General features: G+C 42.4%; 20 protein-coding genes. 13 read left to right on the forward strand and 7 right to left on the reverse strand.

Annotated elements, in window-relative coordinates:
• Nucleotides 1-517 precede the first annotated feature (517 nt).
• From clcA to M9194_RS00675, 4 genes are all read left to right on the forward strand, one after another.
• Nucleotides 518-1,906 (forward strand): H(+)/Cl(-) exchange transporter ClcA, encoded by a 1,389-nt coding sequence (clcA, locus tag M9194_RS00660; protein WP_250610293.1) that lies wholly within the window; start codon nt 518-520, stop codon nt 1,904-1,906.
• Between the two features lie 120 nt (nt 1,907-2,026).
• Nucleotides 2,027-2,980, forward strand: coding sequence for a TDT family transporter (locus M9194_RS00665; RefSeq protein WP_250610294.1), 954 nt, complete (start codon nt 2,027-2,029; stop codon nt 2,978-2,980).
• A 278-nt stretch (nt 2,981-3,258) separates the two neighbouring features.
• On the forward strand, nt 3,259-4,440 hold the full coding sequence (gene cqsA, locus M9194_RS00670; protein WP_250610296.1) for an alpha-hydroxyketone-type quorum-sensing autoinducer synthase: 1,182 nt from the start codon (nt 3,259-3,261) through the stop codon (nt 4,438-4,440).
• 117 nt (nt 4,441-4,557) lie between these two features.
• On the forward strand, nt 4,558-4,791 hold the full coding sequence (locus tag M9194_RS00675) for a hypothetical protein (protein ID WP_250610298.1): 234 nt from the start codon (nt 4,558-4,560) through the stop codon (nt 4,789-4,791).
• 161 nt (nt 4,792-4,952) lie between these two features.
• Here M9194_RS00675 and M9194_RS00680 read toward each other — a convergent pair whose 3' ends face one another.
• Nucleotides 4,953-5,723, reverse strand: a complete 771-nt coding sequence (locus tag M9194_RS00680; protein WP_250610300.1) for an MFS transporter — start codon at nt 5,721-5,723, stop codon at nt 4,953-4,955.
• A 143-nt stretch (nt 5,724-5,866) separates the two neighbouring features.
• Nucleotides 5,867-6,292: a nuclear transport factor 2 family protein gene (locus M9194_RS00685; protein WP_250610302.1), complete on the reverse strand. Its 426-nt coding sequence runs from the start codon at nt 6,290-6,292 to the stop codon at nt 5,867-5,869.
• A 99-nt stretch (nt 6,293-6,391) separates the two neighbouring features.
• On the opposite strand from M9194_RS00685, the gene M9194_RS00690 reads away from it, so the two are divergent.
• From M9194_RS00690 to M9194_RS00705, 4 genes are all read left to right on the forward strand, one after another.
• Nucleotides 6,392-7,264 carry a LysR substrate-binding domain-containing protein gene (locus M9194_RS00690; RefSeq protein ID WP_250610304.1) on the forward strand — a complete coding sequence of 291 codons (873 nt, stop codon included), beginning with the start codon at nt 6,392-6,394 and terminating at the stop codon, nt 7,262-7,264.
• 398 nt (nt 7,265-7,662) lie between these two features.
• The gene (locus M9194_RS00695; RefSeq protein WP_250610306.1) at nt 7,663-8,814 is read left to right on the forward strand and encodes a hypothetical protein; all 1,152 of its coding nucleotides are present in this window, start codon (nt 7,663-7,665) and stop codon (nt 8,812-8,814) included.
• A gap of 178 nt (nt 8,815-8,992) precedes the next feature.
• On the forward strand, nt 8,993-9,202 hold the full coding sequence (locus tag M9194_RS00700; RefSeq protein ID WP_250610308.1) for a hypothetical protein: 210 nt from the start codon (nt 8,993-8,995) through the stop codon (nt 9,200-9,202).
• On the forward strand, nt 9,199-9,837 hold the full coding sequence (locus M9194_RS00705) for a tetratricopeptide repeat protein (protein WP_250610310.1): 639 nt from the start codon (nt 9,199-9,201) through the stop codon (nt 9,835-9,837). Before M9194_RS00700 ends, M9194_RS00705 begins: the two co-directional genes overlap by 4 nt.
• A 137-nt stretch (nt 9,838-9,974) precedes the next feature.
• On the opposite strand, the gene M9194_RS00710 is transcribed toward M9194_RS00705, so the two are convergent.
• Nucleotides 9,975-11,231, reverse strand: a complete 1,257-nt coding sequence (locus M9194_RS00710) for an MFS transporter (RefSeq protein WP_250610312.1) — start codon at nt 11,229-11,231, stop codon at nt 9,975-9,977.
• Nucleotides 11,232-11,373: 142 nt separating this feature from the next.
• Here M9194_RS00710 and M9194_RS00715 point away from each other — a divergent pair, with 142 nt between their 5' ends.
• The 5 genes from M9194_RS00715 (at nt 11,374) to lldD (ending at nt 16,068) form a co-directional block, all read left to right on the forward strand.
• The gene (locus M9194_RS00715; RefSeq protein WP_250610314.1) at nt 11,374-12,168 is read left to right on the forward strand and encodes a helix-turn-helix domain-containing protein; all 795 of its coding nucleotides are present in this window, start codon (nt 11,374-11,376) and stop codon (nt 12,166-12,168) included.
• Entirely contained in the window at nt 12,165-12,794 is a 630-nt protein-coding gene (locus M9194_RS00720) for an HD domain-containing protein (RefSeq protein WP_250610316.1), read from the forward strand. Before M9194_RS00715 ends, M9194_RS00720 begins: the two co-directional genes overlap by 4 nt.
• Nucleotides 12,795-12,909: 115 nt before the next feature.
• A complete protein-coding gene (locus M9194_RS00725; RefSeq protein WP_250610318.1) occupies nt 12,910-13,674 on the forward strand; it encodes a substrate-binding periplasmic protein in 765 nt (254 codons plus the stop codon).
• A 113-nt stretch (nt 13,675-13,787) separates the two neighbouring features.
• On the forward strand, nt 13,788-14,177 hold the full coding sequence (locus M9194_RS00730; RefSeq protein ID WP_250610320.1) for a DUF2061 domain-containing protein: 390 nt from the start codon (nt 13,788-13,790) through the stop codon (nt 14,175-14,177).
• A 706-nt stretch (nt 14,178-14,883) separates the two neighbouring features.
• Complete coding sequence (lldD, locus tag M9194_RS00735; protein ID WP_250610321.1) at nt 14,884-16,068, forward strand: FMN-dependent L-lactate dehydrogenase LldD; 1,185 nt, start codon at nt 14,884-14,886, stop codon at nt 16,066-16,068.
• 229 nt (nt 16,069-16,297) lie between these two features.
• On the opposite strand, the gene M9194_RS00740 is transcribed toward lldD, so the two are convergent.
• The 4 genes from M9194_RS00740 to M9194_RS00755 form a co-directional block, all read right to left on the reverse strand.
• On the reverse strand, nt 16,298-18,343 hold the full coding sequence (locus M9194_RS00740; protein WP_250610323.1) for a hybrid sensor histidine kinase/response regulator: 2,046 nt from the start codon (nt 18,341-18,343) through the stop codon (nt 16,298-16,300).
• A gap of 223 nt (nt 18,344-18,566) precedes the next feature.
• Nucleotides 18,567-21,608, reverse strand: coding sequence for an AAA family ATPase (locus M9194_RS00745; protein ID WP_250610325.1), 3,042 nt, complete (start codon nt 21,606-21,608; stop codon nt 18,567-18,569).
• Nucleotide 21,609: 1 nt separating this feature from the next.
• Nucleotides 21,610-22,758 carry an exonuclease SbcCD subunit D gene (locus M9194_RS00750; protein WP_250610327.1) on the reverse strand — a complete coding sequence of 383 codons (1,149 nt, stop codon included), beginning with the start codon at nt 22,756-22,758 and terminating at the stop codon, nt 21,610-21,612.
• A 223-nt stretch (nt 22,759-22,981) separates the two neighbouring features.
• Nucleotides 22,982-24,070, reverse strand: a complete 1,089-nt coding sequence (locus tag M9194_RS00755; protein ID WP_250610329.1) for a ketoacyl-ACP synthase III — start codon at nt 24,068-24,070, stop codon at nt 22,982-22,984.
• Nucleotides 24,071-24,704: the final 634 nt, after the last annotated feature.

Consider the following 24,704-nt stretch of genomic DNA (forward strand, 5'->3'; position numbering starts at 1 on the left):
CGTTTTGAGGAATCAATTTCCCAACAAGATACTGATAGCAAACCATTAGCTCAATAACTTTTTAGGTATAAACACAAAAGGCGCGCCTACCTTGGCGCGCCTTCCACCTCGTTACTCAATCGTGAGTTCGCGAATCAACTTTGCATTTACCATGCTGAACAAAAACGAGGATATAATTTTTATCTTTCAATCTTTCCTAATTGTAAGTAGGGAGACATTATTTCCTCCGTGCGAGTCGGCTCTGATATTCCCTACCCTTTAAATATGGACCATATAAGGAAAAACTCAAGTTATTCACAAAAATTATCTTTCGATTTCGGAATCATAAATTACAGATAAAAAACGCTATAATTGGTACGCTATCTATCACTGATAAAGACTAAGTTTTACCAATAACGAAATAAATAAATGTCAAATTTGAAAATCAAATTTTCAACTTTATCTCTGTCCGATAATAGTTTCAACGGTATAATCTACAACCCAATATTTGTAATCTAACCATAAGGCCCAAACACCAATGACAAAAAGAGAGAAATTCATGCAATCGTTACTCGCAAGCGTTCCCAGAGATGCGGTTAACCAATTTCTCTCGAAAGAAAAAACACCATTATCTGTGATGTTTATGTCGCTTCTTGTCGGTATACTGACAGGACTCATTGGCACCCTATTTCAACTTGGTGTGCATTTTATCGCCGACTCTCGTACCTCTTGGCTGCGAGATAAAATCGGTCATTCCGTTCCTCTTTGGTTAGCTGCCTTTGCTATCAGTGCTTTATTGGCTGTCATTGGTTATTACTTAGTTCATCGCTTCGCACCTGAAGCTTCTGGTTCTGGCATTCAAGAAATTGAAGGTGCAATGGATGGGATTCGTCCAATGCGCTGGTGGCGAGTTATCCCAGTTAAGTTCCTCGGTGGACTTGGCACATTGGGCTCGGGCATGGTCTTGGGTAGAGAAGGGCCCACCGTACAAATGGGCGGTGCCATCGGGCGAATGATTTCAGATATCTTTAGAATCAAAAATGAAGACACGAGTCATTCGCTTCTTGCAGCTGGCGCTGCAGGCGGCCTCGCTGCCGCGTTTAACGCCCCACTGGCTGGGATTATGTTCGTCATTGAAGAAATGAGACCCCAGTTCCGCTACTCGTTAATTTCAATACGAACCGTCATCATTTCATCTGTCACGGCAACTATCGTATTTCGCGCTATCATGGGGCAAGGGGCGGTCATTACTATCCCCCAATATCACGCTCCGGAGCTGTTCTCTCTGTTTTTGTTTTTGCTATTGGGTGCGCTATTTGGTGTGTTCGGCGTCATTTTCAACCGTTTAGTCACCTTGTTCCAAGATATGTTTGCACGTGTCCATAAAAACGGTCGTAAACGATTTTTGTTTGTTGGAGCAATGCTTGGCGGATGTTTTGGTATCACATTACTCTATATACCTCAGTTAGCCGGAGATGGTACAGAGTTAATCCGAACCATTACTGACGGTGGGTTCACTGCATCTATCCTACTGCTTATCTTCATTGGTCGTATCTTAACAACCATGTTGTGTTTTGGCTCTGGAGCACCAGGTGGTATTTTTGCGCCGATGCTCGCTTTAGGCACTTTATTTGGTTACGCTTTTGGCCTAGCTGCACATAGCGTTCTGCCGGAACTGGACATCGCACCTGGGATGTTTGCCATAGCAGGAATGGGAGCGCTGTTTGCTGCAACGGTAAGAGCACCGATCACAGGGATACTGTTGGTTATAGAGATGACAAGTAACTACCATTTAATACTTCCTCTTGTCACCACTTGTCTAGGTGCCGTTGTCTTTGCACAATGGCTCGGTGGAGAGCCTATTTATAGTCAGCTGCTACGCAGAACCCTAAAAGCCGAGAAGTTAAGACAAGAAGAATTTTCTTAAACATCGACCAAATTCTAAAAAGTATCTCCTCTACTCACATGGAGATACTTTTTTACTATTTGTCTTGTTACCATCAAAGACTCTTCCATTTGGTCAAGCTGAGTAATCGGAGTACAGCCCTTGAACTGGAGACGGATAACCAGATATAAACATGTTCCCCCCTCTCAAGCGTCGTTAGCATTAGGTATTATCGCACTAGGACAAGCGTGGACCCTTTATGTGCCTTCCATAGGCACCGTCGTCCGGCCATACATGGCAGCCGTAGGAGCACTCATTCTATTGCCAGTGCTACTCAAATATCTCACCAGCTATAAAACCTTCATTGTAGAGATTAGGCACCCGTTAAATGGCAGTTTATTGGCACCAATGAGCATGTCTTTATTGGTATTGTGTGATTACCTTGCGGTGATATCACCCAGCATCGCCTACCCCATCTGGTTCATGGCGATTTTGCTACACCTAACCATGATGATACTGTTCTTTGCTTTTCAACTATCACAATTCAAAATATCTAACATCGCACCAAGCTGGTTTTTGTACCCAGTCGGGTTGATCAGCAGCTCTTTGGCCGGAACTAAATTCGGCCATGACGTGTTTTCCGATTCTCTGGTGAATGTCTGTATTACCATTTACTTTTTTATGCTGCCACTGGTGTTGTACCGGCTCGTGTTCGAAGGCGACTTACCCAAAAATGCACGTCCAACCATTGCTATCATGGCTGCACCAATCAACCTGACGCTTGCCAGCTACCTAGTTAACTTTTCTGAACCTGATCCTATACTTACAGGCGCATTAGCGGGTATCGCCATCACCATGACGTTACTTATCTACCTATGCTACTTCAAGCTGCTCAGGTTAGATTTCCAACCTTCCATCGCCTCCGTCACCTTCCCTTCAGTAATCAGTGCGATTGCCATGTACAGGCTGACATCATTTTTCGAAATCTACTATCCACATTGGCATTGGCTTCACCGATTTGGCTACATCGAACTTACCGTGGCTACTGTACTCGTTGCCTGGATATCGATGCGATATGTCACCATGTATTGGCCCGAAGTTTATCGAAAGCATTGATGGCTTTTTCAACAATTTTGCGAACTGCTGTCCAAAAATTAACTTTTTATTGAAATCACCTTATATAGTGATTAATTATTGTGCTTTCAACAAGTTAACTTATAACGCACACACTTGCATAAGCGTAATTAATAGAAATATTATTAATAATAACTTGTTTTATCTTTGCCTTACAACGCAAAAAAATAATATTTCCCCCTCGCTTAATTATCCATTTTATTTCATATATTGCATGTCAGCTGGCTTTGCATATTAAGAATTAAAAAAGGATAGGATTTATGAATACCCTAAACCATTACCCACGTTTACCGGATTTCATCGAAAGCAAGCTCAATTTTTACATAGAAGACCTTATTCAATCGAACCAGAACGGTAAACACCTTGTGTTAGGAAAACGGCCAGGGCCCGAAGATATTGTGTTGCAAAGTAATGATTACTTGGACTTGTCTAATCATCATGAGATTGTTAACGCACATGTGGAAGCGATCAGAGCGAAACAAGATTCGCCATTTATGTCAGGTATTTTTTTACAAGATGAAGAATCCAAACCCGATGTTGAGACCAAATTAGCCAACTTTACCGGATTCTCTTCATGCTTACTGTCACAGTCAGGATGGAGTGCGAACACTGCGCTACTCCAAACAATCTGCGATGAAGATACCAATGTCTACATCGACTTTTTTGCCCATATGTCGATGTGGGAAGGCGCTAGAATTGCTGGGGCAAACCTCCATCCCTTTATGCACAATAACATTCGGCATTTGACTAAACTGCTGAAGAGGAATGGGCCTGGCGTCGTACTTGTGGATTCAATTTACAGCACTATCGGCACATTGGCACCACTAGAAGAACTCATCTGCGTAGCGAAAGAGTTTGACTGTGCAGTGTTGATCGATGAGTCTCACTCTCTTGGCACACATGGATACAGAGGGGCCGGGCTTTTGAACGAAATGGGCTTAACGAAAAAAGTCGACTTTATGACGGCGAGCTTAGCCAAAACTTTTGCCTACCGAGCAGGAGCAATCTGGTGTAACAACCAAATCAACGAATGTATCCCATTTGTCGCGTACCCAGCCATTTTTAGTTCTGCCATGCTTCCCTATGAACTGGAGCGTCTATCTAAGACGTTATCAGTGATAGAAAAGAGCGATGATCGCAGAGATGCCTTGGTACAAAAAGCAAACTACTTCAAAACATCATTAAGGGAGATAGGCTTTACCATTCGTAGTGAATCTCAAATCGTCGCCCTCGAAACGGGTGAGGAAAGAAACACTGAGCGCGTGAGAGACTTTTTTGAAAACAATGGTGTATTTGGCGCGGTGTTCTGCCGACCTGCGACTACACCGAATAAAAACATTTTCCGATTTTCACTGCATAGCTCTCTCACCGATACCCAGATAGACAAGATGCTAGAAGTATGTGACAAAGCCTACCACCACCCCGACCTGTACTTTATTTAAGTGAAGGTCTAACAAAGGACTCTAAGCCGCTTGCCCAATCCCAGTCATCTAGGTGGCTGGGATTGCTAAAACCTATCTTACCGAGCCTCGATTTTAGTCCGCGTGGTCAAAGAGAGAATGATTCCTGCGAAAGCCACAATAATCAATGTCCACGGCAAAGCAAATGAGTTTTCGCCGATGAAATTCCCCGCAATGAATACCGTTACCGCCCCCATCAACAAACTTAGAAACGACAGTAGCCCTGCTGATAAAGCACTGTTAGGAGCATCAGTGAGCGCCATCATCGACCCGTTCGGCAAAATGAAGGCGATACCAATAAACAAAACAAAGGCGGGAGCAAAGATAGAATAGATATTGATTATTCCCATATAGAACATAATTAGGACCACTAAGGAGGAACAAACAATGCAGCTGATACCAATAATCAAAAACTTCACGCCATCAATTATGTGGCTTAGTTTACTTACTGTTACCGCTCCCAAGAACAAACCAAAGGAGTTGATAAAGCTCAACTAACCAAATTGTAGCGAGTTTATACCCGTGTAACGTTGGGCTACAATGGGAGCAAAGGAGTTAAAGACATAAATAGAGCAAGAAGCGACACACACCAAAGACACGTAGCTGAAATAATTTGGCTGCATTAGAGCTTGGAAATAACCTGATAGAATTCGTCCAGCATGAACTTTCTGGTGTTGTGTAGCAGGCAGGGTTTCCTTGAGTAAACAAACACAGCCAATCACTATTAAGTTAAATAACAATTGAAATTCAAAAGAGACCTTTAAATCGAACAATTGAGTAAGGCTACCGCCAATAAAGATGGCAACGCCAGGTAGAAAAGCCTGCATAAGCGTTAGCACTGCCAATACGCGTCGCGACTCATCATTTTTGTATACATCCGACACCATCGTCATACCCAGTACCAAACCCGAAGCTGCACCAATTGCATTGATCAGTCGGCCCCAAATTAACCACTCAAAATTGACATTTAGAATGGCTACAAATTGCATCAAACTCCCGACTAGGGCTAACGACACCCCAATTAGGGCTGCCGGCTTCCGCCCAAAGTGGTTGGAAATGGGTCCAAATACTAGCTGGGCAATAGCATAGCCAATCAGAAATACCGACATCACCCATTCTGCTTCCGCAGGTGAAACTTGGAAAACGTGAATAATCTCTGGTAGAGATGACGCTAACAATACTGAGGCAAAAGCGGCATAGCCATAAAGAAAAATCAATAGGTATACTGGCGGAGTATATCCGCTAATTGCAGTAGTTTTATACATAATATGTCCTGTGAAGAAATCAATGCGGCTGAAAACTAGTCAGCGGCCGCACTGATATATAGTGTGACTTTTTCGACCGATAACTGATTTCAGGTATGGATAAACCCAACCGAATGGATTGCGTATATTTTTGAAAGATATTATTAGTTAGATAGGTTATGTTTTTGAGCATCTAGAACTCGCTGGTAGCATGCGACCAGTTTCTGCTCATCTTCATAAACTTTATAGCGCGTTATCTTTTCGTCTTCGATATCGAAAAAACAAACGACATCCGATTCATACACCTCACCCGTGGCAAGAAACTTGAATTTTAGATAAGCGACTTCGATGACCTGGATATTGTTGTACGGGAAAATGGAATGGGTATGCCAAGCTATAAGCTGACATTCTTTGCCAATATTTTTCAAATGTTGAAGTATTGCTTCTTTTCCTTTGTGGACACCACTCCAGCTCCCACCCGCATTGTCTGTATTCCATATGGCATCATCGGCAACTAAACCCAAGGCTGCTGGAATTTCCTTTTGTTTAAAATATTCACGATATTGCTTAACTAATTCGACATTTTTCATAATATGAACGCTCCAAATAATTTGTATTGATTATTGTATCTACATCTGTTTCCCTGTGAATAATCAACAATTCAATTCAGAATTACGCTGGAGGTAATAATGAAACCGTGGCAGGGAGTCTACGAATTCGTCGCTGTGGCCCAAAGACTAAGCTTTAAACAAGCCGCAGAGGAACTGTCAATCTCACCCGCACAAATTAGCCGTCAAATAAATGCCCTTGAACAAAGGCTAGGAGTAAAGCTTCTTTATCGCTCAACACGTCAGGTTAGTCTCACTGAGTCTGGTACTACGTACTACGAATACTGCCGTGAAGTTATTGAACAGCTAGAAGAAGCCGAGCGTATAGTAACTCAAGAGCAAGAAGAGCCAAGAGGACAGCTAAGGATCACAGCGCCACCAGCCTATGGTGAACAAGTGATTTCCCCACTACTCAACAAACTGGCGCTGCAATACCCCCAGCTTAAGATTTGGCTTCAACTAACGAATCGTCAGATAGATTTGGTTCAAGAGCGATTCGATCTTGCCATACGCATCGGGTCGCTAAACGATTCAAATATGATAGCTCGCCGTCTATCCGATCGCAGCTTAAATCTCGTTGCCTCACCAAAATATTTGGAATGTCACGGTAAGCCTAGTTCCATTGAGCAACTCAACACCCATGCTGCTCTGACTCGCTTCAATCAGTCATGGCGCTTTACCCTCGGGGAAAGAGAACATAGCTACAAGCTGCAAGGCAAAATTTGTAGTGATAGCGGTCAAGCCCTTCTTAACGCTACATTGCAAGGCCTTGGGATCGCCCAGTTACCTAGTTACTATGTTGATAACTACATTCGAAATGGTGAGTTAGTGACACTTCTTGAGGATCATCAACCACCAGTAGAAGGGATTTGGGCCATATACCCTCACAATCGGCAACTATCAGCGAAAGTAAAGAAAGCGGTAGAGCTATTTCTGTCTCATTTAAGTAAATAGAGACATAACATCATATGTTGTATTGTCCTTGTCGGAGGGAAAGATCGCTGTTGTTCTTAAAACTGCCAATTTCAGCCATTTCTTCAGCTCAAGTTTGATCACTTTTTTACTTATTCATGAACAAAACCAAGTTAGAGCTTCTGCTTAATTTAGAAAACTACGGATAACCATTTGTATAGAAAACAACCAACTATTTCACATTTTTTAGCATACACCATAAATTTGACAAGCAACGCACCTTTCTGGTTTCGGCGTTTTTCTCCACCGGGATTCTAATTTCTGGCATAGCCTGTCAATTCTTGTGCAAACACCTTAATTGATGAATTATTGAACTATACTGATGGTACACTCAATAAGGGTTTTGTGTGTAAAACTGTTCGATGTTTTGGGGGTATGCCATGAAACTTTCACTGTTAGTTAAAAAGGCTTTACTTGGATGTGCCTGTGTTAGCCTATTGGCTTTAGCCCCGGTTACGTTTAATTTTGATGACGGTACATTTAAATACAACACTGCACTTGCTAAAAATGATAACAGTAACAACGGTAAAGGCCGTGGAAACAGTAGTGACAAGAGTAAAGGAAATAGTGGCCAAAACGGCGGTTCTAGCTCTAGTGCCAACAATGGCAACGGCAATGGCAATGGCAATGGCAATGGCAATGGCAATGGCAATGGCAATGGCAATGGCAATGGCAATGGCAATGGATTAGGTAACAATAAAGGTTCTTTATCAAGTGCTTTAGGACGTCTGAATGCAGCACACGCATCAGAAAACGGACTAGCTCATGCATCTGCTAAATCTGTTGTTGGAGCTCTAGCACAATACCGGGACGCAGTTCAGGCAACAAGCCTATTAACTGAAAGATTAAATGAAATTTCCGAGACCATTCAAGGGTTAGAGGATCAGATTGCCAGTTATGATATTGCAACATTAACAGCAATAAGCCAGCAATTGAATGAAGATAGCGTCGCGGCTTCAGAAGCCCTGAACGATGCACAGGAATCAGCAAATGCAGCACAAGCATTGGCAGATACAACACAGGCTACTGCAGACACCGCTCAAGTTGATGCAGATGCTGCACAGACTGCTGCTGACACCGCTCAAGCAGAGGCAGATACTGCACAGGCTGCTGCTGACGCTGATCCAACAAATACAGATCTCGCTGATGCTGCCGCTCAAGCTCAAGCCGAAGCAGATGCTGCTCAAGATGATGCAGACGCTGCACAGGCAGCTGCTGACACCGCTCAAGCTGAGGCAGACACAGCAGCCACAGCCGCTAATACTGCGGCTAATGAATTAGCTGACGCTCAGGTGGCAGCAGATACCGCACAAGCAGAAGCTGACGCTGCTGCTCAGGAACTGGCACAGGCTGAATCTGAAGTTGATACTTTAGAAACTGATCTGGCAGCTGCCGTGGAAGAACAGGCTACCACACAGGAAGAACTTGATAATTCAGCTCAGTTAGAAGCAGATACTCTAGCTTCAGCGGCTAATAAGCAAATTACCGATGAAGTGGTTGCTGCGACCCAAGAACTATTAGGTATCGAATAACAACTTCCACTCACCAAAACCGTACACAGTCTATTTATTAACTTCTGTGTACGGTTAGTTTAAGTCTAGGACGCATAACCATGATTTCTCTTTATCGAAATCCTATAAGCATTTTAATCCTGACAAATCCCCACGAATTTCTACTTCTAGACGTATTGATAAAAACTGAGTTATTACGATGAAGGCTTACCAAGCACCAAAAAATGATATGGTTTCTGCTTTTCCCGAGTTCCTTGCGGCTAGGCTATACGCGGTATGTACTTTCGTTGAATCAGGCATGACCGACCAACGGATCTCTGTTACCTACCTTGGCCGTAGACTAGAAAGCAGCTCTGATACTCACAAAAAGCACGATATTAAAAGTGCAGAGCGATATGAGGAGCTATGATGAAATTCATGGGGATTCCTCAGATTTTAATCATCATCTTATTAATGCTAAGTGGGTGCACTACCTTACCCAAAAGTGTTTCACACAATATAGAAATGGCGAAGAAAGGTGATGCACAGGCGCAATATAAATTAGGCCTGGACTACACGAACGGTTTTGGCGTGACTCAAAATTATGCAACAGCAACTTACTGGTTTTTAAAGGCAGCACAACAGGAACAGATCGATGCTCAGTTCATGGTGGGTGTTGCCTATGCCTCTGGTCGGGGTGTCGAACGTAACGAAAAATCAGCCTATGAGTGGTTTGATAAGGCAGCAAGTCAAGGCCATAGAGCAGCCTTATTTCAAAAAGCAGAAGCCTTAGCAAACGGACGTGGTACAAGTAAAGATATGGCAGCAAGCCGGAAATGCTACAGAAGGGCAGCGCAAAAAGGTCATCTGGAATCTAAATATGCACTTGGTGTTTTTATGATGACCGGACGAGGTGGTAAAAAAGATATAATCTCAGGTAGCGCATGGATTTTAGCTGCAGCGAACGATGGTCATACAGAGGCGCAAACCTTGTTTAACACAACAAAGAAAAACCTTTCTCCTTCTAACTTAGCGAGAGTAAAAAAATTGGCCCAAAAATTATAATCTGGGAACTACTCGGACACACACCATAAATGCTGAGCAAGTATGACTTATCAAGCGTTTGGGTGTATGTCTTTTTTAATTTCGTTCTCTAGTTTAAACCGAAACGACTTTCTGGGAGGAGGTCAATTACTGTTTGGTTAGTGACTTGGACCTGTTCTTAGTGAAGATTTATAGCTCTCTGGCATAGAGACAAAGAAAAACGCACTCAAGGAAAGGATAATGCTGCATGATAGCCAGCTAAATCCAATTCCATAGTGCTCAGAAATAAACCCAAATCCAACTGAAGCAATCACGCCGCCCAAGTTCATAACAAATGAACTCACTGATTGCATAGTGGAAAGGTACCGGGCATCCGTGTTGTCGTTGACTAATATCTTTTCTGAATTGTTTCCCAGTGTGAACAAGAAGAAAAATGCTAGATAGTACACTAGGAATGCGCTGACCCCAGACGTATTCGCTAGCAACGCCAATGTAATTCCAGCTAATAACCGACTGCTAATCATCAACTGCTTATGAGAATTGCCGAACAAACGCAGTACATAAATTGAAGCCACCGAAGAAAGTGCCGACACAAGAAAATATAATGCCGAGACAAGCCCATAGAAAGGTAATGCATCTTTCGATGAACCGTAAAGGGACGCTAAGTAAGGTTGCCATAAATTCTCTACACTGCTTAAAGTGATTCCGAAAACCAATATGGTAGGAAACATCCTTTTTAATACGCCATTTTTACAGGTGCTATCAAGTACCGAAACAAGGGTATGCTTATCTTTAGTCGCATTTCCCAGCCGCTTTGATGGTTTCTGCTCATCAATCAATACAGCACTGACAATGATTAACCCTATCGTCAATACCAGAACCAAGAGTATATTGCCCTCATAGTTCCCAGAATGATCAATGAATGGTATGTAACTTGAGTACTTGGCAACTTGCCCGCCAATTAAGCTTCCAGTCGCTAACCCAAGCGTCGTCATAACGTTAACTAACGCTAAACAGCTAAAATAGGTACGATTTCCGCTTGTGTTCTTAAAGGCGTCGTAAAACCAAGCATCGAGTGTGCCTGTATAAACAGCCCTAGACATACCCAATAAGCAAACTGAGATTGCAAGCTCTGTAAATCCTGAAGAGACATAAAACACCGAGTACCCAAGTATGCTTACGACCAACGATATCAAATAGGTGTGTTTTCTTCCGAATGTATCCGCAAATCGGCCTAAAGGGATGTCCAATACCGTTGTAGTCCCAATCCAAATCGCCATCAATACACCCACTTCAGATAGATTTAATCCACGGGCTTGAAATGCCAAAACAGTAACAGGAACCATAAGTCCTGTCGTAAACCAATGCAGATATTGCTGGAAACCAAATCGAATTGTTAGCCCTAACCCACTCATTGTAATCCCCTTGAAGATAAGTCGATTTCTACATGTACCATCGCCAAGCAGAATCGCATTTTGACCTGATTTTTCAATGGATTAATAAAAGGGATAGTTTTATGATACCAACCAGGTCAACCTAGGTAGCCAAGGAAAGAATATGAGCGAACAACTTCATAAGGAGATATGCCGGCTAGTGAAACAAGAACTTCGTAAGAACAATATCTCTTACCGAGATTTAGCCGTGCAATTGGATATATCAGAAGTAAGCGTAAAGAGGTTACTTAACAACGTTCAGCCATTATCACTAGATAGACTTATCCGCATCAGTGTACTTTGTGATATCCCGATCTCTTCTTTGATCACCCAAGCGGAAAAAAATATTGCAATGGTGCCAGTCTTCACCCATGAACAAGATAAAGCATTTGCAGATTGCCCTGCTCTTTATACCCTGTGGTTTAGACTGTCCGAACACCTGTCAGTTGAACAAATTATTGATACCTATCATCTAGACGTGGCATCCATGCATATCTATTTACGCAAGCTAGAGAGTGTCGGTTTGATAGAGCTTGGTATTAACAACAAAGCTAAACTATGCGTTCCTTCACATACTGCGTTTAAGAAAGGGGCGGTATATCCAAGTGCTTATAAAAATCAAGTACTAACGCGCTTAAAAGACAGAGTCGTGAATCTGCAAGAAAACGATACGAAAGCTTGCATGATGACGTTAAAAATAGAGCTGACCGAACGCGAATTTACTGAGCTGGCGATTCAATTAGATGAGTGGATGTTTAACAAACTGAGCGATAGTAAACGACTGCCAGAACAAGCGAGGCAAAAAACACGCCCGTATACTTTGGCGTTTATGGCTGCGCAAGGAAGCTTTTATGACGAGTTACCCGATATTCCAAGATGTTCGTTAATTAGAAATAAAATAGAGGTAAATGACAAGTGACTGAACAATTTGAAAACCAATTTCTCGCTTTTATCACAAACGAAATGCAGCAAGATCCTGCGCACGATATCAACCATGTCATCCGAGTGGTAAGTATGGCAAAATCGCTCTGTTACGAAGAAAAAGCCAACATTGACGTTGTCCTGCCCGCGGCTTATTTGCATGACTGTTTTACCTTTCCCAAAAACCACCCTAATCGGGCCCTAAGCTCAGTGAAAGCAGCAGATAAAGCATTGAGCTTTCTTAATTCATGCGGTTATCCAAAGCAGTTTGATAGCGAGATCCACCATGCAATCGTAGCTCATAGCTACAGCGCTAATGTAGTGCCTGAAACACTTGAAGCCAAAATCGTTCAAGATGCCGATCGCTTAGATTCTCTAGGTGCCATTGGTATTGCTCGGTGCATACAAGTTAGTGCCAGCTTTGGTTCTCAGTTATACAGCGCTGACGACCCTTTCTGCGATAAGCGAGAGACCCAAGATAAAGCCTTCACTGTTGATCATTTTTTCACAAAATTGTTTAAGCTCGAGTCCTTAATGAACACCGACTCGGCCAAAGCTGAAGCGAGCCGACGAACGCAATATATGAAGGGCTTTCTCAATCAATTAAAACAAGAAATAGAATGATAGGTTACTGTTGTACATCTAATACCTGAATAGCAGTTTGTAATGCATTAAACAAAATTCTCCAAGGGCGAAACCGACTACAATTAAGACAAGCAGGTCAATTCTAGGACTATGGATGTTAAATAAAGGGTGTGTTTGGCCAATTATGTTCGGTCAGTCATTGAATTTAAAAATGACGTTAACATGGCTCATACTAAGTTTCGTTATTTTGCTGTCTCTGCCCGGCAAAGCATACTCTGAGTCGATGACTGTAGCCATGGGTAATGTTTACAGAAATCCAGAACTCATAAAACAAGTTGGCGTTAAGTTAGAAGATGACCTCAGATACATCTATAGCTCTGCAGGTATAAACGTTGACTTTGTATACCTGCCTAGCGCAAGAGCCGTGAGAGGTACGATTCAGGGAAAATATGACGCGTTGGATCTACGAATAGGCAACATTGAGAACGAACCTGATTTAATTAAACTTGATGTACCGCTAGCTGATATAGACATATTTCTGTTCAGCACAGGCTCAGATTATTACTCAAAGCTATCAGACATAGAAGATAAAATTATTGTGGCTAACTTGGGTAACCAATATGCCGAGAAATTGAAGAAATACAAAAGGATGTATCGGGTTAACACTAGCATTCAAGGTGCCATGATGCTTGCAAAAGGAAGAGTCGACGTATGGGTAGCATCTAAAGTCATGTATCTTTCTTTAAAAGATCAATTTCCTGAAATAAAGATTGCCAGCCCTGTTATATCGCATGAGCCTCTTTACCATTATATCCATAAGTCTAAGTCTCACTTGTTGCCGCGGTTAGAAAAGGCAGCAAAACAGTTGGTGCAAGATAAGCGGAACAAGGCCAGCCAAAACTCTACCCCCCGACAGTAGTTATGGCTAAATAGCCATACCCTATCAAACTAATAGATAGGTTTTTCTTTACTTAATGAGAATGATTATCAATAATATTTATATATCGGAGAACACTTGACGAGGACAGGTTGATGATCAAGACAATCACTTTTGCGACTATTCACTTTTCTATAGCGACACTGGTTGCTTTTGCTTTGACGGGTGACTTTTTACTCGGCAGTTTGATTGCCATGATAGAGCCTTCAATCAACACTGGCGCTTTTTATATACACGAGAAAATCTGGCAGAGCGTTCCTGCTTTACAGAATCGGGAATCCATGACTCGTGTGAAAACGGCAAGCTTCGCGAGTGTTCACTTTAGTGTAGCGTTTATGGTTTCCTACATCATCACTGGTGATGCTTTCATAGGAGGCCTAATGGCCACCGTCGAGCCTGCGATTAACTCGATTGCTTATTTCTTCCATGAGAAAGTGTGGTTACGTAGAAGTCAGGCTATGAGTAAACAAACCGCCTATGCGTAGTTAGCGAACAGACATTTTAAGAAACGCTAGATAAAGAAAGGCCCCTATAGCCTAAGCCATAGGGGCATTTTCTACTGTGCAGCAATCCGGCTACTTAAGTGCTCCCTGCATCTATTCCATGATATTTCCGCTTATCCTTAAGCGCTTTCCATATCATCGCCATCCTAGCGGTGTCCTTAGCATCCAATGCTTGCCGATCTTCCTGATCAACGCTTCACTTATCCTTAAGTGATGTCCTTGCACCATCGTCCTGATGATGTGTTCTTCCTTGATTTTCCAACAATACGATAACACCATCCTAGTGACTATCTGTTGGAGATTCTATCCATGTTGATTATTCATCCCCTTTGAATAATCTCCCCCTCATCCCGAAGGTTGTCCCTTGTGTCCGCATCCTGCCGACACCTTTAATGTACCCCAACAAGGGAAACTTAACATCGCCATCTGTATATACTTGGCAAAGAAATGCATATCACAGTTTATTTTTTCATTAATTATTCAATAGGTTATGTGGCACTAGAGAAAATGGCAGTAGTTTCCAAACGTGAAACACTCACGACTTTGTAAGAGATATCTCACAATAAAACAGGCAAATATGGAAATTTACATACTTATAGCTAAATTAACTCGCAAGCAGGATCTAACTTAAAATTGTGGCATAGTAGGGCTAAGCCCATGTTCTTAAAGTTTTAATTAGGAATTCACTATGATCATTTCATCTCCTAGCGATTACAGGAAAGCAGCAAAAGCGAAACTACCCCCTTTTCTTTTCCATTATGCTGACGGTGGTGCCTACAGCGAACACACCTTGGTAAGTAATACGGCAGAGCTTCAGAAACTCTCACTACGACAACGTGTACTCAATGGCGCATCGGATTTAGACCTCAATATCGAATTACTTGGTGAAAACCTTTCTATGCCTGTTGCTCTTGCACCTGTTGGCCTGACTGGAATGTATGCGCGTCGTGGTGAAGTACAAGCCGCGCAAGCTGCTTGCAATAAAGGGATAGCCTATACCATGTCATCGTTGTCGGTATGCCCCATCGAAGAAGTCGCGCCAAAAATATCACGACCGATGTGGTTTCAACTCTACGTACTCAAAGATCGTGGTTTCATGAAAAACGTCCTTGACCGTGCAAAGCAATCCGGTGTGACCACTTTGGTATTTACCGTAGATATGCCCTTAGCTGGTGCACGATATCGTGATAAACACTCGGGCATGAGCGGGCCTGGTGCGCCTGCCCGACGGATTTTACAAGCCGTTTGCCATCCCAAGTGGGCAATCGATGTCGGGGTGTTGGGTAGACCTCATATACTTGGAAATATTTCCACTTACTTAGGCAAGCCAAGCGGTTTAGCGGATTACATGGGTTGGATCGGCAAAAATTTTGACGCATCTATAGGGTGGAAGGACTTAGAATGGGTCCGTGACTATTGGGATGGCCCCATGATCATAAAAGGAATACTCGATGTTGAAGATGCTAAAGATGCCGTCAGATTTGGCGCTGATGGGATAGTAGTATCAAACCATGGTGGGCGTCAATTGGATGGCGTTCCAGCAAGCGCACAAGTACTCCCTGATATTGCCAACAGTGTAAAGGGACAGATTAAGATATTGGTTGATTCTGGGGTTCGCAGTGGGCTCGATGTAGTAAAAATGCTAGCACTTGGCGCTGATTGTACGTTAATTGGGCGCTCTTTCTTATACGCCCTTGCCACTCATGGTAGGCAAGGCGTTGAAAATCTACTCGACATGTACGACAAAGAAATCAGAGTGGCGATGACCTTAACCGGCGCAAAACAGCTCAATGACTTATCCCTTGATTCCTTTGCACAGATCCATACTTATACCCAAATTACTTCGAGATGCGAGTTTCAGCGAGATAGATAAGGCTTCAATGCTAGGCAGGGATGTGAGGCATAGTCATTCTACGTCGAGCAGCCCTAACAACGCAGTGAAGCCTTATCTACTCGCCCTTTGGGAGCGGTGTGAGTGGCCCACTTTCGCGTCAAAGGCCTTTGAAATGGATGGCCATTCCTGCAGACCTTTCCCTTAAATTGGGCCACTCACATCGCTCTGAATCCTGCATCTTGAAGTAACTTGGGTATAAACCGTAATATCAAAGCCAGTCGGAAATTTTATCGATCAGTAACGCCCCTTCGGCAGGCTTAATGATGTAGTCATTCATGCCTGCTCCCTGAATTTTGTCTATCGAAATCTTGGAGCTATCTCCAGTATGAGCAAGAATTGGAATGTCAGAGTACGAATGAGCCGAATGTCGAATGGCATTAGTGGCTTCAATGCCATCAAGCCGAGGCATTTCAATATCCATTAGAACCAGATCCACTGGGTGCTTCTCTAGCTGCTGAATGGCCTGAGCACCATCTTGAGCTTGAATGACCTGATAACCTTGTTTCTCCAAGAAAATAGCTGTATATGTTCTCAACGAGTGATTATCGTCAGCAATCATGATGGTTTTCCCATATATTGCTTTTTTTCTCGGCACAAGATTTCTATCGGCGATGGGAGACTCAAACATAAGCTCGTCGAATACCTGTTGGCTATCTTGCATAAAACGAGACTTTTCAACAGGAAAAATGATCAGATGACGATCAAAATCGCTATGATAGGTATGATGCTCATCAAACAAATACACTATTCTGGCTTCAGTAAACGTTAGCTTAGACTCCAGTACTTTGAACTGATCCCGTTTACCCTTCATTGTATCGAGGTCGATTAAAATAATGTCAAACTCAAATTCATACTCTTGCTTTGCAAGCGCTACGCTCAAGTCAATACTATGTAATCGATACCCCTTGTAAAAAGATTGTTCAAAAAGATGGCGCTCCAACATGGATGTATTGCCAATATAGAGGATCGATTTATTTCTCATTAAATCCATTTTTAGCTTGCCTACGGTTGCTGAGTCATACCTTGGAAACGATAAAGTAAACTCAGTCCATTTACCTAGTTCGGAGCGACAAGATATATCCCCGCCCACTGCATGCATGACCTTTTTACAAAAAGGTAGCCCCAAACCGTAACTGTTACTCTTTCCTACTGTATAGAAATCTTTAAAAATGTGTTCCATCACATCATCTTCTATGCCAGCGCCACTGTCTCTAAAAACCAGTTGATTCCAGCCTTTAGAGCTTTTCAGAGTGATAGTAATATAAAAATCAGCAGACGTTTGATAATAAAACGCATTTTTCAACAAATTATACAGTGAATACCTTAAAAGGGTCTCGCTACCTAAAAACTCAAAGTCGTTGAGCGTGACCACTTTCACTGCTTGCTGATCTGAGGCTTTTTTATATGGGAAAGAGTGGATCGCACCATCGACCACTTCTTTCATTTGGTGCTTTCTAAATGTCGAGGTGGATACTCTGGTTTCATCGATAGACGTCAATAGCAAGTCGATGGTTTGGTTTGCATTTTGGATCGTATCACTCGCGTCATGGAGGATTTCCTCTATCAGACCTAGCTCTTGACTCGAGAGATGATAATAAGCACCGGCGGCTTTACCTTTACTAGGAATAATTGACTCAAGCACATCAAAGGACGCTTTTAACGCGCTGAGTGGATTACGCATTTCATGGGCAATCCCAGCACCAAACGATTTTGCGATGGAGGCTTTCGTCTCATGCTCCACTTGGTTTCTGAAATAAAACAGAGTTCCAAAAATATAAGTGAACGAAAATATAGGCAGATATTCCCAAACAACATGGATGACTGGTGGGTGTGGGTTGAAAACATACGCGAACAAATAGGCGATAAATATGCACAACGCAGCTTGAATCGCCATGACTTTTGTATCGTGCACTAACAAGATGTGCAAAAAGATAGAGGCCATAAACGACATTGTCCAGATGGTCGACCAATCGTTCATAAACATCATATAAGAAAAGAAAAACGGCAGGCAAAATCCAACCGTGAACAAATAATATATTGGTGTGTATTTTTGCAGTGGCTTAGGAAAGCATTTGCGAAATGCGATACCTGAGAACAACAATGCCCCAAGGCCACGCAGAAACAAACTTTCATAAGCCTGTGGGAATACATAAGACCACACGTAGTAGTACAAAGGAAAGCCGATGAACCCCATCCAGCCGACCAACGTCAAGTTGGGCTCGGAGTATTTATAAATTTTATTTATGACTTCCATAGGAGATTTAACCACATACGGCTTTTTACTAGCCAACAAACCAAATGACAACTTTCTTTCTTATCTAAGTATATCAAACAACTTGAACATGCAGGTTTCAGCAATGTAAACAACACCCCAAGTTGCCCGAGTATAAATCATACGCTCCAATAATCTATTATGATTATTGAGATTTAGTACACTTCCTATTATGCATCTTATTTATTTAGCTTCAGTGATAAGATCAGCTCAAAACTTTGATTTCACTTCCGTAACGACCAGAAATCACATCTACTCTGAGTGCAAGCTGCTCCTTGAGTTCACTTACATGAGAAATTATCCCGATTGTTCTTCCTCCTTGCTGTAAATCGATTAAAGCTTGTATCGCTAAGTCTAAAGATTCTTGATCCAAGCTGCCAAAGCCTTCATCAATAAACAAGGTATCGAGTCGAATTCCCCCACTGTAGGATTGCACCACATCAGATAACCCTAACGCTAACGATAATGCGGCCATAAACGACTCTCCACCAGATAAAGTAGCGACATCACGCCACTTTCCAGTATAACCATCTTCGACCATCAGCTCTAATCCTGAGCCCGCATTGCCTTTCGACTTTTCCCGTTTACGTTTCAAATTGTACCGGCCTTGCGTCATTTTGTTCAGCCGTTTCGAGGCCAAAATCAATACATCATCCAGCAACACGCCCAAAACAAATCGGTGAAGGCTCACTTTCGAGCCCGTTTTGCCATTTGCAACATCACTAAGCGTACCCACTACTTGATACGCTTTTTCTAGCTGAGCATTCTCCTGCTGAAGCTTTGTTAAGCTTTGCCTAGCATCACGTAATCTATCAACTCGAGATGACGCCGTTGTCACCTGCAGCAGCATGTCTTTCTCTTTTTGCTGACACTCGTTTCTCGTTTGCGAGATAGCAGCAAGTTGTGGCCTTTCTATTCCTGACAGCTCTTCACTCAAATTATCTTGTAAGGCATTTAAGGATGCTAAGGTATCCTGATATTGCCGTAGATACTGATCGATAGATTCCAACTCTTGCTGCGTTAAGCAGTAAGCTTGGAATTGCTGAACATCATCGAACGGACTATCGTTTAACTTGTTCTCCCATATTCGTGCAAACTCCTGTAGCTCCTCACCCGCTTTCTCCATTAGATTATCGAGCTGTTGCTGTTTTGCACATACTTGGGTTAAGTTGGATGTTGCTTGTTGAAACGCTTGCTCAGCTTTTTTATGTTGCTCTTTTATGCGGAACAGGGTTTGCTCAACGACTTGCAATTGATTTTGCAATGCTTGTATAGACATCCACTCTTTTGGTACATCTCTTCTTAACTCTATAAGCTGAGCTTCAATGGCTGCGGCCTCATGCTCTTTATTTTTGACGGTTAAGGCAAACCGCTCTTTGTCTTGGTTTTGTGAGTCAAGCTCAGCCTGTATGCGATGTAACTCTTTCTGTAATTTTGGTATAAGATCAGACTCAAGTTCATTGACCTCAGCTAAAAGCTTGTCCAGTTCGCGTTTAACGTGTTCATCAGAGCCATTCGAATTGCTCTGCAGATACTCCTCAACTGAAGCAAGCTTTTGCTCAACGGTTGCCTGAGACAATCGTTGCTGATTCAAAATTTCCCTATGTTCTGACGCTTGTTTCAAAAGTTCTTGGTATTGTTTTTTGGCTTGCTCAACCTCTGGCAATGAGACTTCCTCACCAAAAAACTCGGCGACTGAGGGATGTTCAGCACTCCCACAAACAGGGCACGCTTCACCGATTTTTAGCTGGCTAGCGAGTATCGCCGCCTGATTACAATGCCAGGAGTATTCCAAATCATTCGCCTTGGTCAATGAGTCCTCAACTTTAGCTTCGAGCGGTATAAGCTGAGTCGCTAGGAGCCGTGTTTTTTCATTAGCGGCATCTCGTTGGCTACAGAGTTCATGTTTCCTATCAAACTGAACAAGAATTGCGTTTAAGCGTTCCACCTTGTGCTTTTTTTCCGGCAATTGGCTCATTGCGAAATTCGCCAGCTCTAGCTGTTTTTGTTTCTCATTGAGTCGTGTATTTAACCCCTCAATCGTTGAGTTCGCCTCTTGTAAAGAAACTTGAGCGCTCTCTAAAGATGATGTCACCGCTTCCTGATGCTTGGTTACCTCAGATATACGCTCTAGCTTCTGTTGAATTGCATGCAAGAAACTGAGCTCTTGCTCATGCTTACTAAGGGTTGAATATTCCTCATTCGCTTTATCAAGGCTGGCTTGTGATTCGCCTACCACGCTGGTTAACATAGAAACTTGGTCGGAAAGGTTCGCTTGTTCCGTTTGATAACTAAGAATTAAACGTTCTGCATTTTGCACTTTCTTATAGGGATCCGTTAAATACTGTGCAGAGCGCGCGTTTTTCTTGAGTATCGTTTGTTTGTCGTATTCTGCCTTCGCATCTAAATGCGCTTTCAATTTCAGTTTGATTTCATCAAGCTCAGAAAACTTGCCAAGCATTTCTGTCGCGTTTTTCTCTTCAAGTATCGCTTGTTCATGACGATTTTTACTGTCGACATATAACTTTTGTAACTCATCCAAGTTCGCTGCTGCGCTGTTAGTTTGTTGCTCTAGGTCCTTTTCACTTTCAACTCCAGCGGAGTTTAATGCCCCTTTTATCTGATTATCGAAGCGTTCTTTTTGGTTTCGAATCTCTGATGTTTGGTCATACAGTGCTTTTTCGATGGAATTGTAGATATGCGTTTGAAAAAGCTGACCAAAAATGACCTCACGCTCTTTAGAGCTCGCCGTTAATAACTCACGAAACCGCCCTTGCGGAAGCACCATAACCTGCCGGAACTGCTTTACATTTAGGCCAATTAACTCTAAAAGGTGCTTGTTAACTTCCGTAGTACGGCTGGAAATAAGCGATTCATCGCCATCATTCATCTGAACTAGACTTGCTTTGTGAACGCGCTTGGTCTTTCCTTCACCACGCTTTTTAGGCAACCACTGTTCTGGAGAGCGTGTGACTTTCAATACTTTAGAGCCCAGAGAAAATTCAAAGCTTATTTCTGTGACCAAATCTGGCTTCGCGTAGTCACACCGCATTTGGTCACCGGTTCGTTCATTGCCCGTCGTTTCACCGTATAACGCATAACACATCGCGTCTAAAATAGAGCTTTTTCCAGATCCAGTCGCACCGTTGATGAGAAAAAGGGGCGCACTGCCAAGTGATTCAAAATTGATAGTTTGTGTATTAGAAAATGGACCGAAAGCCTGTATGGTTAGATTATGTGGTTGCATGTTATTGCTCGGTATAACTGGTTAACTTCTCAATGATATTTGTGACAATAGACTCTTGCTCTGTCGTTAGTCCGTCTTTTTGGACTTCCTGGTAGAAGTCTTGAAACATATCCAATTCATTGCGTTTCAACGAAGCAGCGCCTAGCTCTTCCTCATCCTCATCCTCCACCAACATACCCGGTTTTTCTAAATGCAAAACGTTGGGGTAGACAGACCTTAGCTTTTCCATAGGTTCGAGTATCGCGTGCCTATCCATTAACCTCACCAGCAAATAATCTTGGTTATTCTCGTCTGTTTTTCCTTGTTCAAGTATCTCTTCCATATAACCCTCAATCACTCTCATGTCATGAGGTGAGATAAGATTGATATGCTCGGCACTTTTGAAACCGTTCTCATCCAACTCCACTAAGGTCATGCCTTTTTTATGATACTGCTCAGAAAAGCTGTATTTCATTATTGAACCAGAATAGCGAATATACTCTTCCCCTTTCTTTTGCGGCTGATGAAGGTGCCCCAAAGCCACATAATCGAACTCAAGAAAATGGTGGTGGCTTATCCTATCAGAACCGCCTATGGACAATGGCCGCTCAGAATCTGACTCCATAGCACCATCAACAAAACAATGCCCGAGCAGCACATTGTGATGAGTGGCATTAACTTGTTGTTTTATTTGACCGATAAGAAACTCATGCGCTTCATCGTAGGTAGTAACCGATTGTTTAAAGTGATATCTGACGCTTTCGGGATCGTTAAAGGGCATAGCAAAAAATGATACTGGCCCTGCTTTCTTAGACTCTATCGTAATCGGACATAACATATCTTCAAATGAGCTGATAATGTGCAAGCCTGCATTTTTCATCTGTTTTGAGCCAAAATTCAACCTTGAAGCACTATCATGGTTTCCAGAAATCATAATCACTGGCGTTTCCAGTTCAGCACAAATAACATTTAACGTACTACTAAGCAGCTCAATCGCTTTTGTTGGTGGGACAGAGCGATCGTAAATATCGCCGGAAATAAGTAATGCATCCACCTCATTGTTACGAATGTAATCCACAATCTGTTGAAGTATTACTGACTGATCTTCGAGTAACGAAACATGATGAAACTGACGGCCAAGGTGCCAATCCGAGGTATGAAGAAACTTCATCGATAGCCTTAATGAAAATTAGAGTCAAGTACTGCCACATAGTATCAGTAATCGCAGTGGCCCACTCATTTTTATGCCAACGTAGCTGCAAAAAAATCAACACTTCCAGCCCTCGCTGACTTTTTAGACTGATTGAATGTGTCGAGCCCAAGACTATGCCTGGGCTCGATATTATTTACGCTATATAAATCCGCTTAAAATCGACGATTTTAGGTTCTCGCTGTTAAGCTGGTTTTCCAGTCGTGCATTTTTCTATCGCTTGTTTTAGCAATGCCAAGGCTGGCTTATCGCACTCAGGTAGGGTGATATTAGACTGCGATATTGGCGTAACACGTTCTCCCCAACGTACAATCCCGGCTCCCCAGGTAAGACCGGCACCAAAAGCGGCCATCAACATGTGGGTGTTAGGTTCCACTTTCCCCAGCTCCAGCGCTTCACATAGCGCAATGGGTACGGTTGCTGCCGAAGTATTACCGTAGCGCTGAATGTTAACAAACGCTTTTTCTCTATCTATTCCCGACATATCACACAGTGTTTGGATGATACGAATGTTCGCTTGATGCGGAATAACAATGTCAATATCCTCTTGCGACAACCCAGCTTGACTAAGTACCGTTTCTGCAGCGGTACCCATGCCTTTTACTGCTCGCTTAAATATCTCTTTGCCGACAAAATTGAAGTCCCAAAAGCCGTTATCTGCCGCGAACCGATCCATAGCAGTACCAAGTTTACTCACTGCCAATATCTCTCGCCCTTCAGAGTCACAACCGATTTTCGATTGTTGTAACCCCACCTGCTGAGTCGTTTTAGACAGTATCACCGCACCAGCACCATCGCCAAACAACACTGCCGTATCTCGTTGGCTCCAATCGATATAAAACGACAGCCTTTCAGCGCCAATCAATAGTATATTTCGATAGCTTCCTGATTGAATAAGCCTGGTGGCTGTCTCTAAACCATAAAGGAAACCAGTACAGGCAGCATTGAGATCAAAAGCTGCAGCATTTTCTATCGAAAGGCTCTTGGCTACATTTGAAGCGACATTAGGAAGTTGTGAGTCAGCAGAGCAGGTAGCAACAATGACCATGTCAATTTGATTTGCCGACACTCCGGCACAAGCAAGGGCATTTTTTGCAGCAACCGTCGCCATCTCGGACGTGTTAACATGGCTTATGCGTCTCTGTTCAATCCCAGTGCGTGACACGATCCACTCATTAGACGTATCCAAAAATGTACTCAAATCATCGTTGGTCAGCACTACTGGAGGAAGACACTTACCCCAACCAGTGATTTCTGCATAGTATTGTTCCATTTAATCCCTTATTTTTTTAGAGCTTACATACGACAAGTATACGATGTATTACCTAGAAATGGTTCTATGTAGTACCACTTTTGCGAATTTAATCGACGAAAACGTATGCGCAGCGTATTTAGTGAATAGTTAATTAAAGTAATAACAATAATATTAATTAACCAAATATTACGTATCGATTAATTGCTTATACCAAAGACTAAACTTCAAGTGAATATTTATCACCTCATTGCTTTCCTTATGCCTAATTTTATTCCAACCAAGATTTAAAATTCCAACAAAACATAGCTAATCTAGCTCGTAATATTTTATTTATCACCCTTAAATCTGAGTAAAAAACGCTAAGCAATGGAAATCTTCATCCAAAAATAAACATTATAACCAATGACTTATATAGCAAATGAGATTTAGATCACTTTTGTTGATCTGAATCAATTACGCTTAGCAGCCTTAGTTTCAAACTATATATAAAAGATAAGGGATTGACGAAAAAACATAAAAAGGAATTATGCTTATATAGTGAATAAAATCTCAAAATAATAAGATGGGATTTATAGTGAGGTCAACATGATTACTTTTTTTCAAATATTTATCTTATGTAAACCTTACTACTCTTTAATCATTCGCAAACACT

Source organism: Vibrio sinus, assembly GCF_023634645.1.
Classification (GTDB): domain Bacteria; phylum Pseudomonadota; class Gammaproteobacteria; order Enterobacterales; family Vibrionaceae; genus Vibrio; species Vibrio sinus.